General features: G+C 62.0%; 10 protein-coding genes and 1 pseudogene. 8 read left to right on the top strand and 3 right to left on the bottom strand.

All coding sequences use genetic code 11. From position 1 onward, the window contains the following. Positions 1 to 1,257: 1,257 nt before the first annotated feature. The 4 genes from adhP (at position 1,258) to V5E97_RS25715 (ending at position 6,424) form a co-directional block, all read left to right on the top strand. Complete coding sequence (adhP, locus tag V5E97_RS25730) at positions 1,258 to 2,286, top strand: alcohol dehydrogenase AdhP (protein ID WP_406694448.1); 1,029 nt, start codon at positions 1,258 to 1,260, stop codon at positions 2,284 to 2,286. A gap of 666 nt (positions 2,287 to 2,952) precedes the next feature. Beyond that, positions 2,953 to 4,353 carry a cystathionine beta-synthase gene (locus V5E97_RS25725; RefSeq protein WP_406694447.1) on the top strand — a complete coding sequence of 467 codons (1,401 nt, stop codon included), beginning with the start codon at positions 2,953 to 2,955 and terminating at the stop codon, positions 4,351 to 4,353. Positions 4,354 to 4,436: 83 nt separating this feature from the next. Next, positions 4,437 to 5,594, top strand: coding sequence for a cystathionine gamma-synthase (locus tag V5E97_RS25720; protein WP_406694446.1), 1,158 nt, complete (start codon positions 4,437 to 4,439; stop codon positions 5,592 to 5,594). A 419-nt stretch (positions 5,595 to 6,013) separates the two neighbouring features. Then, positions 6,014 to 6,424 (top strand): RrF2 family transcriptional regulator, encoded by a 411-nt coding sequence (locus V5E97_RS25715; RefSeq protein WP_406694445.1) that lies wholly within the window; start codon positions 6,014 to 6,016, stop codon positions 6,422 to 6,424. A 110-nt stretch (positions 6,425 to 6,534) separates the two neighbouring features. Here V5E97_RS25715 and V5E97_RS25710 read toward each other — a convergent pair whose 3' ends face one another. Continuing rightward, positions 6,535 to 10,794 carry a PAS domain S-box protein gene (locus tag V5E97_RS25710; RefSeq protein ID WP_406694444.1) on the bottom strand — a complete coding sequence of 1,420 codons (4,260 nt, stop codon included), beginning with the start codon at positions 10,792 to 10,794 and terminating at the stop codon, positions 6,535 to 6,537. A 338-nt stretch (positions 10,795 to 11,132) separates the two neighbouring features. On the opposite strand from V5E97_RS25710, the pseudogene V5E97_RS25705 reads away from it, so the two are divergent. Beyond that, positions 11,133 to 12,568 (top strand): annotated as a pseudogene (locus V5E97_RS25705) (sigma-54-dependent transcriptional regulator). Between the two features lie 66 nt (positions 12,569 to 12,634). Here V5E97_RS25705 and V5E97_RS25700 read toward each other — a convergent pair. Next, complete coding sequence (locus V5E97_RS25700) at positions 12,635 to 12,850, bottom strand: hypothetical protein (protein WP_406694443.1); 216 nt, start codon at positions 12,848 to 12,850, stop codon at positions 12,635 to 12,637. A 261-nt stretch (positions 12,851 to 13,111) separates the two neighbouring features. On the opposite strand from V5E97_RS25700, the gene V5E97_RS25695 reads away from it, so the two are divergent. The 3 genes from V5E97_RS25695 (at position 13,112) to V5E97_RS25685 (ending at position 15,253) form a co-directional block, all read left to right on the top strand. After that, positions 13,112 to 13,270, top strand: a complete 159-nt coding sequence (locus V5E97_RS25695; RefSeq protein WP_406694442.1) for a hypothetical protein — start codon at positions 13,112 to 13,114, stop codon at positions 13,268 to 13,270. A 235-nt stretch (positions 13,271 to 13,505) separates the two neighbouring features. Further along, complete coding sequence (locus V5E97_RS25690; protein WP_406694441.1) at positions 13,506 to 14,513, top strand: sigma-70 family RNA polymerase sigma factor; 1,008 nt, start codon at positions 13,506 to 13,508, stop codon at positions 14,511 to 14,513. A gap of 419 nt (positions 14,514 to 14,932) precedes the next feature. Then, positions 14,933 to 15,253 carry a hypothetical protein gene (locus V5E97_RS25685; protein WP_406694440.1) on the top strand — a complete coding sequence of 107 codons (321 nt, stop codon included), beginning with the start codon at positions 14,933 to 14,935 and terminating at the stop codon, positions 15,251 to 15,253. A gap of 172 nt (positions 15,254 to 15,425) precedes the next feature. Here the strand turns inward: V5E97_RS25685 and V5E97_RS25680 are convergent, their stop codons facing one another. Further along, a complete protein-coding gene (locus V5E97_RS25680) occupies positions 15,426 to 15,899 on the bottom strand; it encodes a hypothetical protein (protein ID WP_406694439.1) in 474 nt (157 codons plus the stop codon). Positions 15,900 to 16,054 lie beyond the last annotated feature (155 nt).

Raw genomic sequence — 16,054 nt, 5'->3', positions numbered from 1 at the left:
GGGAATTCAAACGCCGCAGCGTCAGAAACGACTCCCGACCCCTTTTTCGGCCCCGCTCGACCCCTTTTTCGACCGCTATTGTAAAACCGCAACGCCTTGATATGCTGCTGCAAGATGCCGGATTCCGGTCCATCCTTTCTCGACCGATGTCCGGGATAGGCGAATATTCTGCGGATATCTATGTTTATTTATGGTTGCTGGTCGTTTAAGAGTTCGTTCGTTAATGGTGATTGTCGCGATTGCTGCGATCGCGGCGTGGGGCATGCGACGCGAGGGACTTTACGCGTTAGCCTGGGAGGCTCCCATAGTGGGGGCAGTGATTGGAATACGGATGGCGGGTAAGCGGCAGCGATTGGCAGCAGGCGTCACGTGCGGAGCAATCACTGGCGCGGCACTGGCGAAGTTCATCGGCATTGGGGGAACCGTGGCAGGGAACGCACTGGAGATAGACGTTGGACTCGGAGCGGCCGTAGTGGGTGCCATGCTAGGTCTATTCACGGTCTGGGTGGACACGGTCGCTTCCTGCATCCTGCGGTCCTATAAACCTCCCAAATCTCCCGGTGTATACCGATCGGTCGACTGATCATCGCCGCGACGGTCGCGGGGCGGCGAGCCTCGAAGCATCCTGTCGAGGAGGGCTTAATGGGGGGCTTAAAGGGGGGCTTAAAGAGGACATTCCTAATTCTTGAGGCAGTCTGCGTAAGCTAGATAAAAGCATTCTTGCAAGACTCTTTCTTTATATTATCCCATTTTGTCTATATAGCGGCAAAATTGACGAATGTCCCCTTATCGGTCCGGACCTTATCGGTCTACGGGCCAAGCAGGTGAAGCCGCGGACGCTGAGCTTCATGGGAGCGGTCCACACCACGTGCGCGTTCGAGGAGAGTCATCTGTACGATCCCGCGTGGATCGAAGCGGATCTGTCGCGACTGTTGGAGTTGATCGGCAAGAAGAAGTTGGTGGATCGTCCGGACCGGTATGAGCCGCGAGCAGTGAAGCGGCGTCCCAAGCCCCATCCGCTGTTGAGGATGCCGCGGTGGGCAGCCAGGCGTCTGATGAAACGCGGGATTATATCATGCAGCAAAGCATGAAATCGCTTGGTTATATAATTTGTCAGTCGGCATAGGTTTTTTTTTGAATAATAGTGTTTACGCTATCCTCGTGCCATTCACTCCCGACCCCTTTTTGCGGCCAACGCTCTGGCGCGAAAATTGCTTCGAAATCCGGTTGCTTGACATCACACGAGAAGGAAGCATCATGGCAAAGACGATGAAAGCGGCCGTGGCCCGCGCGTTCGGCCAGCCACTGGTGATCGAGGACGTTCCGGTCCCGGAGCCGAAGCCTCGGGAGATCCTGATCAAGATCGAGGCCTCCGGCGTCTGCCATACCGACTTGCACGCCGTCGAAGGCGATTGGCCGATCAAGCCGATGCTTCCGTTCATCCCCGGCCACGAGGGGGCGGGGGTCGTGGCTGCTGTCGGCTCCGAGGTGACCTACCTCAAGGAGGGCGACCGCGTCGGTGCGGCCTGGCTCCATTCGTCGTGCGGGCACTGCGACTACTGCATGGCCGGGTTCGAGACCCTCTGCGAGTCGCAGAAGAACACGGGGTATTCGACCAACGGCACCTTCGCCGAGTACGTGATCGCCGACCCTGACTTCGTCGGACGCCTGCCCGACACGGTCGACTTCGCCGAGATCGCACCGGTGCTCTGCGCGGGCGTGACGGTCTACAAAGGACTGAAAGTCACCGAGGCCAAGCCCGGCCAGTGGGTCGTCATCTCGGGCATCGGCGGCCTCGGGCACATGGCGGTGCAGTATGCGGTCGCCATGGGGCTCCACGTCGCCGCGGTGGACGTGGATGACGCGAAGCTCGACCTGGCACGCAAGCTCGGCGCGAAGGTGACGGTGAACGTCCTCAAAACCGAACCGGTGGCCTCCATCAAGAAGGAGACCGGCGGAGCGCACGGGGTGCTCGTCACGGCGGTCTCCCTCAAGGCCTTCGAACAGGCAATGGGCATGCTCCGCCGAGGCGGGACGGTCGCCCTCCTCGGCCTGCCACCCGGCTCGTTCCCACTCTCGGTCTTTGACATGGTCATGGCCGGCACCACGGTCCGCGGCTCGATCGTCGGGACCCGCCTCGACCTCAAGGAGGCGCTCGGCTTCGCGGGGGAGGGTAAGGTCAAGGCGACCATTACGACCGACAAACTCGAAAACATCAATGACGTGTTTGAGCGAATGCGCAACGGACAGATCGAAGGCCGGATCGTCCTGGATTTTCGATCCTAACACGTCGCATTATATTTTGATTTTCTGGTGGATGATCGCGGCTGTGCCGCCCTGGTCTTGCACATCATTTAATGAGTTCGAATACAGGTCGGGCAGCCGCACAAGAAGGCATGAGCGGGGATTAGTAGCCAGGCACCTAAAGTGGATACGACGGGGAGCCTGGGCAATCCGTCAAGCCGAGCGAGTGTGCACCCATCTTTGCCGAATCTCCCAGACTTCCCAAGTGAGGTGCATGGCCGGGGGACTGAACGCCTGACGCGACTCATTGAACGCGGAGAGTCGCACCGGCCGTGGTAGACCGCCCGGCCCGGACGTTGGGATTCACTCGGGCGGCCGGGGCGTTTTGTCTTTTCTTTCTTCCACGCTCCCCGTCGTTATCATTCCAGGCGAAGGCGCAAAAAGACAGGGCGCTTACACTCCCCGCTCGCCTTGAGGGCGAGCGAACTCAAAAAGGCAAGTATAAGAACCCCAGTTAGGGTCACTTCCGAAGGAATCGGGAGCGAGGCTTGATTGATCTTGACGGGTTCGATCAAGATAGGGGTGTTCTCCTGAAGTCCGTGAAGTCAGTGGGCCGATGGTGAGAGGGGTGAGGGAACGCCGAACGTACCTTTGCCAGATCTCGGGTCGCCGTGCCGCGGCCGCTTTTCCCTTGGGGAGGAGCCTGAGATGGAAAAAGAGCAGGGGGTCAGGATGGCAACCGATCGCGAGGCGGGGGCGAGCCAGCGGAGCTTGCTCGATTACATCGGCAAGACACCGCTGGTCCGGCTCTCGCGGCTTGGCGAGGGGCTGCCGGCGCAGGTCTGGGCCAAGGTCGAGGGGAATAACCCTGGCGGGAGCATCAAGGACCGCGTCGGGATTGCGATGATCGACGAGGCCGAGCGCACCGGGCGACTCGGGCCGGGCGGTACGATCATCGAGGCGACGGCCGGCAACACCGGGGTCGGGCTGGCGATGGCCGCCGCCATCAAGGGATACCGCTGCATCTTTGTTCTGCCCGATAAGATGAGCGATGAGAAGATCCGCCTGCTCAAGGCCTACGGCGCGGAGATTGTGATCACCCCCACGGGAGTTCCCCCCGACTCTCCCGAGAGCTACAACGGCGTCGCCGACCGCCTGGCCCGCGAGGTCCCCGGAGCCTGGCGCCCCAACCAGTTCGGCAACATGGCGAACCCCGAGATCCATTACCGCACCACCGGCCCGGAAATCTGGGAACAGACCGAAGGGCGGATCACCGCGTTTGTCGCGGGGGTGGGCACCGGCGGAACGATCTCCGGCGTCGGCCGCTACCTCAAGGAGCAAAATCCCGAGGTCCGGATCATCGGGGCCGACCCCGAAGGTTCGGTCCTCTCGGGTGATTCCCCGCGCCCCTGGAAGGTTGAGGGGATCGGCGAGGACTTCGTGCCCAAGACGCTCAACGGCCAGATGGTCGACGAGTGGCTGCGTGTCGGTGACGCCGAGTCGTTTCACACGGCCCGGGCCCTGGCGCGGCGTGAGGGGATCCTCGCCGGTGGATCGAGTGGCACGGCCGTCGCCGCGGCCTTGCGCTACGCCCGGCGGCTCGGCCCCGACGACCTGATCGTTGCGCTCTGCCCCGACACCGGGCGCAACTATATGAGTAAATTTTTTGATGATCGCTGGCTGGCGGAGCAGCACCTCGGGTGGGACGTTCCGCCGCCGCATACGGTGGCCGACCTGCTCCGGACCCGTGGCTTGCGGGCCTTGGTCTCGGTCCGGCCGGAAGACACGGTTGCGCTGGCGGTCGAACTTTTGCAATCGGTCGGGATCTCGCAGTTGCCCGTGCTCCGCGACGGTCAGCCGGTCGGGAGCATCCAGGAGATCACTCTCGCCCGCGCCTTGCACGACGGCGGCGATCCGAGCAAGGTCACGCTGGGTGAGATCATGGCACGCCCGTTGCCGCAGGTTGACGTCTCGGTCCATCTCGACGAGGCCTATCGGCTGCTCCTGGCCGGTAACACCGGGGTCCTGGCCGTATCGGACGGGATTGTGCTCGACATCATTACCCGGATCGACCTGGTCCAGTACTGGAACAAGGCGCCCGGCCGCTGAGACCTTCTCATCGAATTGAATCGAATCGCGGGCGGCAAGGCCGGGAGTTCCCGCCCGCGGCGTTTTCCAGCGAGACAAGACCCATGACCGAAGAGTCGCGAGCCCACGGTTTTTCCACCCTCGCCATCCACGAGGGGCAGGCTGCCGACCCCGCCACGGGGGCGACGGTCGTGCCCATTTATGCCACTTCGACGTTCACTCAGGAGGCGCCCGGGGAGAACAAGGGCTACGAGTACTCGCGCAGTGGGAACCCGACCCGCGCGGCCTTGGAGACCTGTCTTGCCGCCCTTGAGGGGGGCGAGCAGGGACTTGCGTTTGCGTCAGGCCTGGCCGCCAGCACGGCGGTTCTCTTGACCTTGCGACCCGGGGACGAAGTGGTCGCCGCTTCCGACCTCTACGGCGGGACCTACCGGCTGCTGGAGCGGGTCTTCAAGCAGTGGGGACTGATCGCCCGGTACACCGACGACATCAACCCCGAAGGGTTTGCCCGGGTCGTCACGCCCGCCACGAAGCTGATCTGGATCGAAACGCCGACGAACCCCCTGCTGCAGGTTCTCGACATCGCGGCGATTGCCGAGATCGCACACAAGGCAGGGGCCTTGCTCGCGGTGGATAACACGTTTGCCTCTCCGTATTTGCAACAGCCGCTCCGGCTTGGGGCCGATCTCGTGGTGCATAGCACGACCAAATATCTGGGCGGCCACTCCGACGTGGTCGGCGGGGCCGTGATCGGCTCGCGCGCACTCCTCGAGCCGATCCGGTTCTATCAGAACGCCGCGGGGGGTGTCCCTGGTCCCTTCGACTCCTGGCTGGTGCTCCGAGGCGCAAAGACCCTCGCGGTCCGGATGGACCGGCACTGCGCCAACGCCGCGCACCTTGCTCCTTGGCTCGCCAAGCAGCCTGGCGTCGACCGGGTCTACTACCCGGGACTATCCTCGCACCCGAACCACGAACTGGCCCGCCGGCAGATGCGCGACTTCGGTGGCATGATCAGCATCAGTCTGGCCGGTGGAGGTGAAGCAGCCAGGCATTTGCTCACGCGAACCAGGCTCTTCAGCCTGGCCGAGAGTCTCGGCGGAGTCGAGTCGCTGATCAGCCACCCCGCCACCATGACGCACGCCAGTATCCCGGCCGAGATCCGCAAGGCACGCGGCGTCGACGATGGCTTGGTGCGCCTCAGCGTCGGCATCGAAGACGTCCAGGACCTTCAGGAAGACCTGCGGCAAGCCTTCGCTTCTTAATCAGTCGACCGGCGCCCGTTGGATTTCCACCGGCCGGGCCATTTTTTTCAAAGCACGGCTGGCCCGGCCGTTCGGGGTCGCTCGCACAGCGACCCAGCCGTCGAAAATCACCTTGGCGTTCAATCTGCCTCGATTGAGAATCGTCCTCGCCCCCGCACCCTCCCAAGGGCCGTTCCCATCAAGACCCCGCCGTTTCTCCTGGTTTTGGAATTAAACCCTATTAACTTGGTCGACATTGTGTGATATAACTTGACTTAGTCGGTCGGGATTGGCTAAATCGAGCTTTGGCCAGAGCCCGCCCGGGTTTGTGAAGCCGTCGGGGGCTGTCAGGGAAGAATGGGGTCCGGGAGTTTGAGGGGCCGTACTCATGCACTTACGATTTCAGTCCCCTTATACGCCTTGTCGGGAGGGATACCGCGATGAAGCTCTCGGCCAAGGTTGAGTATGCTTGTCTGGCGATTATTGCCCTGGCGCGGCAGGATCAGGACGAGTCGCCGGTCCGTGCCCGTGTGATTGCCGAGGGCAATGGGATCCCAGAGAAATATCTGGTGCAGATCTTGCTCCAGCTCAAGGCGGCCAACCTAGTCCGGAGCACGCGTGGGTCGCTGGGGGGGTATCGCCTGGCCCGGCCCGCTCAGACGATCTCTCTGCTCGAGGTCATTCATGCGATCGAGGGACCCGATCAGTCTCCCCGCGAGGAGCAAAACCTGGCCTCGCGCGTCCTGGCCGCCGTCCTCGATCGCATTCGCTCGGCGGAGCGGCGCGTGCTCTCACAAACATCCATGGCGCAGCTCGCCGATCTCTCCTCGCCCCCTGATTGGGTCATCTGACAAGAAGGTTGGAAGCAAAGCATTGGTTAGATTGGGTTGTGTGGATGTCAGGATTTTCTTGTTGCTGGCCTCAAAGCGACGCGATCCGGCCTGGTTCCGATCGTTGTGGCTCAGGGGGATCCCCCGTTTTCCGCATAGCGCCGCAACTGCTCAATGGAGAGGTTATCCAGCAACGGGACAAGTCGTCTGACCATTTCCGTCAGGCCGTCAAGGATTGGCGGGGCGGCGTCGAGTTGTCCGCTGGCCCCGACCTCCTCGAGCTTCAAGGCCGCATGGGCGGCTGTCGCCGAGAAGGTTGAGAGGAGTCCGCGGAGATGGTGGGCCGCCTCTTGCAACCGCGCTGAATCGCCCTCGATGATCGCGTTGCGGACCCGCGCCAGGGCGTCGGGGGATTTGGCCAGGAAGACCAGGCATAGCTTTCCGAGCAGCGTTGGATCGTCGTCGCAGGCCGCTTGCAAGGTGCCCGGGTCGAGCAGAGTCTGGGGTTGCGGGCGAGGGTGCGGCTCGGGGTGTGCGGCCAGCACGCGATCGATCACAGCGAAGAGGTCGGAAGCACGGATCGGCTTGGCCAGATAGTCGTCCATGCCTGCCTGTAAGCAACGTTCGTGGTCCCCCTTCATCGCCAGGGCGGTCATCGCGATCACAGGGAGGTGACCGCCCGTGGACTGCTCCCGGTGTCGCAGGGCTTCAATGACCTGAAACCCATCGAACTCGGGCATGTGGACGTCGAGGAGGGACAGGTCAAATTGGTCCTGATCCAGGGTGGCGAGGGCTGCTTGGCCGTCACCCACAACCACAACGTCGTGCCCGCGACGGCGCAGGAGATGCTCGACGAGTTCCTGGTTGAGCGGGTTGTCCTCGGCCACCAGCACGCGCAGCCGACGTGTCGATTCGCCTGGGGCAGTGGTGATCGCCGTCGCCGTCGGTGTGCTCAGTTCGGCGGGCGTCGGACGGGACAGGACTCGGTGGATGATCTCCAGCAGCTCTTCCTGTTGAACCGGCTTCATCGTGTAGGCCGCGATGCCTAACGCGCGGTAACGGGCGATGTCGCCATGGAGATCTTCAGAGGTCAACAAGATGATCCGGCTGGCGGACAGCTCGGGGCTCTGGAGGATCCTGGCGGCGAGGGCCAAGCCGTCGGTGCCGGGCATCCGCGCGTCGAGCAGGACGAGCGAGAAGGGCCGGCCCAGCGCGACCCCCCGCCATAACGCGTCCAGGGCCTTGAGACCATCTCCCACCGCCATCGGTTCGGTTTTCCAGCCGCGCAACGATTCCTCGAGGATCTGGCGGTTGGTCGCGTTGTCATCGACGATCAGGACGCGCAAGCCGTTCAGGTCGACGAGCGGCCGTTCGAAGGGGTGGTCCGTTGGATGGGCTTGCTTGGCGAAGTGGACCGTGAAGCAGAACGTACTGCCCTGGCCAGGGGTGCTCTCAAGGGTGATCTGGCCGTCCATTAACGCCACCAGTTGCGAGGCAATGGACAGGCCCAGACCGGTCCCCCCGTACTTGCGGGTGGTCGACGGGTCCGCTTGTTCGAAGGCCTGGAAGATCTTCGACTGTTTGTCGAGAGAGATGCCGATGCCGGTGTCTCGGATCGAGAACCGCAATCCCTGTGAGGGCTGCAACCCAGGTCCCGGCAGAACCGAGTCCGTGGGCTCGGACTCGACCCGAACCACGACCTCGCCCTGTTCGGTGAACTTGATCGCGTTGCCGATGAGGTTGAGCAGGACCTGTCGCAACCGGCCTGCGTCGCCGATCAGGGGGTCGGGGACGTCGGGCTGGATCTGGCAGACGAGCTCCAGTCCTTTCCGGTGGGCGCGGAATGCCAACGCCCTCAAGGTCTCCCCGAGTACCCGTCGGAGCGAGAAGTCGGCGAAGTCGAGTTCGAGCTTGCCAGCCTCGATCTTGGAGAAGTCGAGCAAGTCATTGATCACGCTGAGCAGAGCTTCGGCCGAAGTCTTGACGATCATCAGATGCTTGCGTTGATCCTCGCTCAGGGGGGTGTCGAGGGTCAGTTCGGTCATGCCGAGAATGGCGTTCATGGGAGTGCGGATTTCATGGCTGACGTTGGCAAGGAACACATCCTTGGCATGGTTTGCCGATTCCGCCGCCTCCTTGGCTTGCCGTAGTTCTTTCTCGATCTGTTTCTGAGGGGTGATGTCAAGCAACTGGGCGAGACAGTATTCGGTCGTGCCGTCATCCCGGCTTACGGCCCGAACGCACATGATGGTGGATACCAGTCGGCCCTTCTTGCTCACGAAACGCTTCTCGAGCGAATAGCCGTCGATTTCTCCCCGCATCAACTCCTCGAACCGGCCAATGTCGGTGGCAAGGTCGTCGGAGTGGGTCAATTCGTCCCAGGTCAAGGTCCGCAATTCTTCACGAGTGTAATCCAGGAGCTCACATAATTTGTCATTGACCTGGATCCAGTTCTTTTCCGGCGTGGTGATCGCCATGGGCGTCAACGACAATTCGAAGTAGTTCCGGAACAACTCCTCGCTGTGTCGCAGTTCGTCTTCAACCCGCTTGCGGTCGGTGATGTCCACGCACGCTCCGGTGACGTAGAGCGGTCTGCCATCGGCGTCGAGATACGTCTTGCTCCGGTCGGCGAGCCAGCGGAGACTGCCGTTGGGCCAGTTGACTCGGAAGTCCATTACGAAGTCCGCTCCCTCCTCCGCGCAGCGGCGGCATTTCTCGACGGCAGGAGCCAGGTCTTCGGGGTGGATGAGTCGGAAAAAGTCCTCAAGTTGGTTCAGGGATTGGCCGGGCGCCAGGCCGAAGAGGTGGTTGAGGCTCTCGTCACTATCGACCGCTCCCGTACGGATGTTCCAGCGATAGGTGCCCGTCCTCGAGGCCGACAGGGCCGCCTGTAGGCGCTCCTGGTTCTCTCTCCTTTCCTCCTCTAAATGTTTTATTTCATGGATGTCAGTACATGAATCGATCCATTTGGTCGGGGTGCCGTTGTTGTCCCGGACGGCGACTCCGCGGTTATTGAACCAGCGATAGGCGCCGTCCGACCGCCGGATCCGCATTTCCACTTCGTGGTTGCGACCCTCTTTGACGGAGTCGGCCCAGGTTTTCCGGCAGTATTCCCGATCCTCTGGGTGCAGCAATTCCAGCCAGCGCCCTGGGATGAGCAGCTCGCTCTCCGGGAGCCCCGAGTATTTTGTGCACTGGCTGCTGAAGTAGTCCGCCACACCGTCCGGTCGAGTGGTCCAGATCAACTGCGGTATCGCCTCGGTCAGGCTGCGCCAACGATGTTCACTGTCGCGCAAGGCCTTCTCGGCCTGCTTGCGCTCGGTCATGTCGCGAAAGTAGACCAACAAGCCTTCAGCCGAGGGGTAGACCCGGGCTTCGAACCACAGTTCTAACGGCGGGTAATACTCCTCGAACGTGACGGTCCGGCCGGTGTCGCGTGCCTCGTGGAAGTTCCGGCCGAATGTCGAGCCGATCGCCTCGGGGAACTCCTCCCAGAACACCTTGCCCAAGAGATTGCCCCGCAACGGACTCAGAAGCGAGCTGGCCTTGGGATTGAGATAGGTGAAGCGCCAGTCGCGGTCGAGCGCGTAAAAGGCGTCAGTGATGCTCTCCAGGATGGAAATTTCCCGGGCCTGGGCGGCCTCCGTCGCCTCCTTGGCCCGCTGCAGTTCCCGCTCGGCGAGCTTGGCCTGGGTGACGTCTCGCGCGATGCCATAGATCAAACCGGTCCGCAACTCGGGGGAGGCGGACCAGACGAGGTGCTTGTAGGTGCCGTCGATGTTGCGATAGCGGTTCTCGAAGGAGGTGGTCGGGACGCCGGTGGAGAGGGTCTGCATTTCACGGAGGGTGGCCTCGACGTCATCCGGGTGGACGAAGTGGAGGAACGGTTGGGCGATCAGGTCCCTCTCCGCCCAACCCAGAACGTGGTGGAAGGCGGGGTTTACCCGTTTGAAGTAGCCATCGGTCCCGGCGATGCAGATCAGGTCGAGGGAGAGGTTGAAAAGACGCTCCATCACTTCTTCGGCCCGGTTACGCTCTTCGGCCACGATGCGTCGCCAGGCGCGGTGCAACGCTTCGCTCAAGACGCTGATGACCGTGCCGATCAGCAGGAAAAGGGGCAGAGTGGTCGCGTCGGCGATGCCTTTGATCCGGAGAGCGTATAGCGGTTCGATAAAAAAAAAGGCGACGGCCATGGCGCTCAGTGCGGTTGCCAGGAACCCGGGCCAGAAGCCACCGAGATACGCGGCGACCAGGATCGCCGGGAAGAACGTGATGTACAGGGCTCTGTCGCCCAGGATGGACGTAAGGTGGCGTTGGACCAGGATCGCGACCACAACATTGAGCAACGCGACGCCGTAGGCAACTCGTCGGGCGCGGGGATTGTCGTGCATGCCGACCTCAGAGGGCCAAGCGACCCTTGATCAGGACAGAGCCGATCGTTTGAATTTGCATTCGGGCTTGGCTTTATGTTACCCGACCGCAGGGTGCGGAGACACAGGACGAGGTCGGTGGCCGAGGCGAGAAGATGGACCGTCGCCTGATGCGGTTGGCGATGAGGAGGAGTAAGATCAAGAGATCGCTTCAACCCGATGGCGAAGATCTTTTGTGCGAGGTTGTTCGGTGAGGGGCGGTATCGAGCGGGGCAGCTTCATTGGCGGACCGTCTTCGGCTGACGAAGCGGTGGTTCAGCCGGCGTTTCGAGGTCGAGACGTCCCCCTCGAGGTGCACCATGGCCAGCGTCTTGCTCATCGATGACAACCCGGATCTGATCCAGGAACAGTTGGCCCATATCTTCGGCGGGGCCGGCTATGAGATTCGCGTGGCCTTGGCCGGTCAAGACGGGGTCCGCCAGGCCACCGCGCGGACGCCGGACGTCATCTTGCTCGATCTCCGGCTGCCCGACATGTCCGGGCTGGAAGTCTATCGGCTGCTCCGTCAGGTCGATGCACGGATCCCCGTGATCTTCATTACCGACGCCACGGACGCCGACTCCGCGATCGAGGCGATGAAGCAGGGGGCCTACGATTACCTCTCCAAGCCGGTCGATCTCCGGCGCCTTCGCCTTGTGATCGGCCAGGCGCTGGAACTGTCGCGGCTGGCCCGCGAGCCGGCCGAAGTCGCCGAAACGCCCCCGACGAGGACCGCGGTGACTCGATCATTGGCCGCTGCCCGGCGATGATCGAGGTCTACAAGGCAATTGGCCGGGTGGCTGGCCAGGAGGTGACCGTACTGATCACCGGCGAGAGCGGCACGGGCAAGGAATTGGTGGCACGCGCCATCTATCAGCACAGCGTGCGAGCCCTGGCGCCCTTCCTGGCCATCAACTGCGCCGCCATTCCCGAACTGCTCCAGGAGAGTGAGTTGTTCGGCCACGAGAAAGGAGCGTTCACCGGTGCTGATCGCAAACGTATCGGCAAGTTTGAGCAGTGTAACGGCGGCACGCTCTTTCTAGATGAGGTTGGCGACATGCCGCTGGCGACACAGGCCAAGATGCTGCGGCTGTTGCAAGAGCAGACCTTCGAACGCGTCGGTGGCAACGAGACTGTTCGAACTGACGTCCGGCTGATCGCGGCGACCAACCACGACCTGGAGGTGCTCGCCTCGGAAGGGAAGTACCGCCTCGATCTGATCTATCGGTTAAGTGGGTTCACAATCCACTTGCCGCCGTTGCGCGAACGGGGCGATGACCTCCCTCTCCTGGTGCAGCACTACATGCGCCGGTTCAACCGACAACTCGGGCGCGAACTCAGGGGGATTACCCCGGCGGCGATGAGGAAGCTCCGCCAGTATCACTGGCCGGGGAACATTCGCGAGTTGCAGAGCGTTTTGAAGCAAGCCATGCTCCAGTCGAGCGGCCCGGTCCTGATTCCCGAATTTCTCCCCGATCTCAGCCTTCCCAAGCCGGCCGCGGCGGCCGCGGCCGAGCCGCGGATCGAAGCCTGGATTGACCAACGACTCCAGGCCGGAGTCAGCGACCTCTACCAAGAGGTGCATCAGCATGTCGACCGATATCTCCTCGCCCAAGTGCTCCGATTGACCGAGGGAAACCAGCTCCAGGCCGTTCGGATCCTGGGAATCGCGCCTCGGACGCTACGTCTGAAGCTGCGGGAACTGGGCCTCTCCATTACGCGATCCGTTGAGGGAGATAAGGACGAGCCTACTTGAGGGCGGGCCTTCTCCAACGCCAGGGTAGGACCATTCTCACCAGCCAGGGAAGAAAAATCCTCAAGCTCACGGTTCGGGGGCGCGCCCGGAATTTCCGACTTCGTGGATTTTGTTGTCGATCTCGCCGGCCGTTGAGACGAATCGCCCATGTGATTTAAAGGCTTCTGAAATAGAAGCTTGGATCGCCAGCCAAGGCGGAGAGATTGGCGCGGAGATCAGTGAAGTATAAGAAATTGCGGTGCTGACAAATGCCTTGGCACGCTCGATGCGTGAAGACTTCATCGGCGTGATCGACCGCGAGACGGGGCATCGAGGTTCCCCCCCCTCCGCCATTATCTCTGGTTGTTCCGAAGTCATCGTTCGCCACAAGTTTTGATGACATTGCACGGGGCTCGCTCCGGTGGGCAAACCAGCGGTCGGGGATCGCATTTGGGATCGCCGGCTGGTGGGCGAATGACTCCATTTTGAAGATTTTCACCTTTGAGATTTCGCCCACACCGGGAGTGGCCGGCCGGGGGCGCTTTGTACTTAGGGAGAGACGCTGTGGATGGAACGCGAGCGAGGCGAACCCGCGATCGGACCCGCCAGACCTGGTATGCACGCCACCGGCAGCGGCGGTTCGCCCGCTTTCTGGGATTTGTCGAGCGGACACGGGACCCGCTCCCTCCTCCAGAGGGGGGAGCCGGTCGCGCGGCGGCCTGAATGAAAGAGGTGGCACCGATCTACGTCGTGAGCCGGCGCGAGGCCGGCTCACGACGTTGGTGGGATCCGCCACGCCCGAGAATCGGATGGATTCCCAGGTTTGATCGTGCAACTCAAGCAAGTGAAGTCCTCGTGTCGCTACCAGAATGCTGGTCATTGCCGGATCTCCTGTCACGTTGAAGCCGGCCCCTCCGCCCGTCCAGCGCAGGAATCGACGCGCCCTGGAGATTTAAGCATGAGCGCACTCTCGGTGACGACTTGTGGGCCGTCGCCCGTCTGGCGGACGTTCGGTCGAAGCCCAGGTCCGAGCATTGCGGCCGAGGCCTTCGACCGGGCTCGCGCCCACTCTGATCCACTCGCCGACACGATTCGAGCCCGCCGTCTCCTCGGCACCGAGCTCTCGTACATCGGCCACCCCAGTTTTGACGACCCGGGTGCTCAGGACGCGATCCTCGCCCCGATGCCCGCGCCGACCGCCGCTCAGACCACACGTCGCAGCAAACCCCCCGTGGGGATGCCTCCTTACCTGGCCAGCCTCTATGACGAGGCCCCCCTCCTGACGCGCGAGCAGGAGGCCCATCTGTTTCGCAAGATGAACTACCTGAAGTTCCGCGCCAGCCGTCTCCGCGCCCAGATCGATCCGGAGCACGCGCAAACCGAGGACCTTGATGAGATTGAGCGTGACCAGGCCGAGGCGCTCGCTCTCAGAGGCCAACTCGTGCGTGCCAACCTGCGCCTGGTCGTCTCGATCGCGAGGCGGAACCTCGGCTCCCAGGACGATCTGTTCGAGCGGGTCAGCGATGGGAACCTCGTGCTGTTCCGAGCGGTTGAGACGTTCGACTACGCTCGCGGCAATAAGTTCAGCACCTATGCGACCTGGGCTATCCGCAATCAACTGGCGCGAGCCTCCCACGCCAAAAGTGATCGTCAGGCTCATTTCCTCCTTGGCCAAGACGATATCCTCGCCCTCGCCTCCGATTCCCGCACCGAAGCTCCGGAGCATTCGGACGTCCAGGAGCAGAGGCAACTGACCGTGGCGAGGTTGCTGGCTCGACTCGGCGACCGCGAGCGGCGTGTCCTCATCGGCCGCTACGGAATCGGAGGCGCATGCGAGCAGACGCTGACCCAGTTGGGCCAGGAACTGGGGGTCACGAAGGAACGTGTCCGCCAGATCGAGGCGCGGGCTCAGGAAAAGCTCCGCGGCCTCGCGCGTGATCATGAGATCGTTGCGCTGTTGGCCTGATTGCCTCGGTGGAAAGACACTGGGGGAACGGGGCGAGCAGAGCCGTCGATTTCCACGTTCGCGGGACCCGAGCGTGCCGTTCCTCATCGGGCCGCCAGAACCCCTGCCGCCGGCGAGCATTGGTTCCGAGGCCCCGCGCCTCGATTGAACCATGGCTCTCATTAAGTTGCGCAACGACCTCGACGTGGAAAGCAGCGGGCTCACCCCTTGGGTTAGGCACGCACGCCGTCGAGGTATGCCATGGCGCCAAGGATCGTCAGGAATGTCCTAATTCAATCGTTCTGGTCGAGATGGGCCTCGGGAAGGGGTTGTTGGGATTGTGTTTGTCCTGCCATGGGGGTTAAGCGGGTGAATCATGGTGATTCTAAGTCTTGGTTCTGAGGAGACTTCCAAGAAAATGGAAAAAGAGATTTGCCTTAATGGCGATTAAGTCGATAATGTTGGTAGAGAATGAAGCCAAGCGGCGACCAACTTCGCCCTCCTCGGAGTTCTGTCCCATGACTGCCCAGCGGATTTTTGGTGAAGGTGAGATTGGATCCATCCCCCGTTCCCGCGCGGCTGCGACCGAGATTTCGGTTCAGGGCTTCATGGTGTGTCCGACTTCCTTGATGGTGGGGCGATTTGGCGAGATGGGCTTCAACCTGGGGGTTCAGGAACTCTATCGGCTTGCCTATGAGCAGGCGAAGGCCTGTGTTGCTCCACCTTGGCATCTCCAGAGTTTGCTCTCCAGCGCCAACTGATGAAGTTACGCGAGCCGGCCACCCCATCGCACAGGGTGGCCGGCTCGTTGGCTGGCTGGGTTGGCAGGCGATCCGCTCTTTTTCGCCGCGGCCTGCTCAGAGACGAGCCGCAACGTGATCGGCTTGCATCCTCGGACCGCCGTTCTTGTTCCCCACACTTCCGCGGTTTCGCTCAGCAACCGCAGCAGACGGGCGTGCCGTTCATCATGACGCAGCAGGTGCATCCGGCCTTCATCATGGTGGCGCAGCAGTCGCAGCAGGCCTGAATCATGGCGGCACAAGCTTCGTCGCCACTGGTACAGGTGATGCAGCAGCCGTCCTCGGTCATCTCGCACTTGCACATGCCCATCATGAGGTTGCAAGAGCAGACCATCATGCCGTTCATCATCATGCAGCAAGAGACCATGCCGCCGGCGAGCATGGTGCAGAGACTCTGCATCATGGAGCAGGCCATCTTGTCGTCGCAACTGCAGGTGATTTTCATTCCGCCCGGGCACTTTTCCATTTTGATCGTGCAACGGGGCACCATCATCATGTTCATGCCGGTCGGCATTGCCGAGGGGCTGCCCATCATGCCGGCACCCATGCCTGGCATGCTCGTGGTCGGAGCCGTCATTCCCATCCGTTCCATCATGGCCGTCATCATTTTGTTTGCATCCTTCCCGGTTCGGATCGCAGACTCCGAGGCCCGACACCGGGCCCTCCTCTGCTTGGCAGTATAGAGAAAGGAGATGTGGAGATACAGTCGGAATTTAAAAAATATAGAGAAGCAATGATGACTTGTCTGGTTATGTTGGTAGG

Source organism: Singulisphaera photorubra (genome assembly GCF_045290345.1).
Lineage (GTDB): Bacteria > Planctomycetota > Planctomycetia > Isosphaerales > Isosphaeraceae > Singulisphaera.
This window is presented reverse-complemented; position numbering and strand designations above follow the sequence as displayed.

Bases quoted from the DNA above. Each gene is read 5' to 3' on its own strand.
- adhP (WP_406694448.1), top strand. From the start codon at position 1,258: ATGGCAAAGACGATGAAAGCGGCCGTGGCCCGCGCGTTCGGCCAGCCA.
- V5E97_RS25725 (WP_406694447.1), top strand. From the start codon at position 2,953: ATGGAAAAAGAGCAGGGGGTCAGGATGGCAACCGATCGCGAGGCGGGG.
- V5E97_RS25720 (WP_406694446.1), top strand. From the start codon at position 4,437: ATGACCGAAGAGTCGCGAGCCCACGGTTTTTCCACCCTCGCCATCCAC.
- V5E97_RS25715 (WP_406694445.1), top strand. From the start codon at position 6,014: ATGAAGCTCTCGGCCAAGGTTGAGTATGCTTGTCTGGCGATTATTGCC.
- V5E97_RS25710 (WP_406694444.1), bottom strand. From the start codon at position 10,794: ATGCACGACAATCCCCGCGCCCGACGAGTTGCCTACGGCGTCGCGTTG.
- V5E97_RS25700 (WP_406694443.1), bottom strand. From the start codon at position 12,850: ATGAAGTCTTCACGCATCGAGCGTGCCAAGGCATTTGTCAGCACCGCA.
- V5E97_RS25690 (WP_406694441.1), top strand. From the start codon at position 13,506: ATGAGCGCACTCTCGGTGACGACTTGTGGGCCGTCGCCCGTCTGGCGG.
- V5E97_RS25685 (WP_406694440.1), top strand. From the start codon at position 14,933: ATGGCGATTAAGTCGATAATGTTGGTAGAGAATGAAGCCAAGCGGCGA.
- V5E97_RS25680 (WP_406694439.1), bottom strand. From the start codon at position 15,899: ATGATGACGGCCATGATGGAACGGATGGGAATGACGGCTCCGACCACG.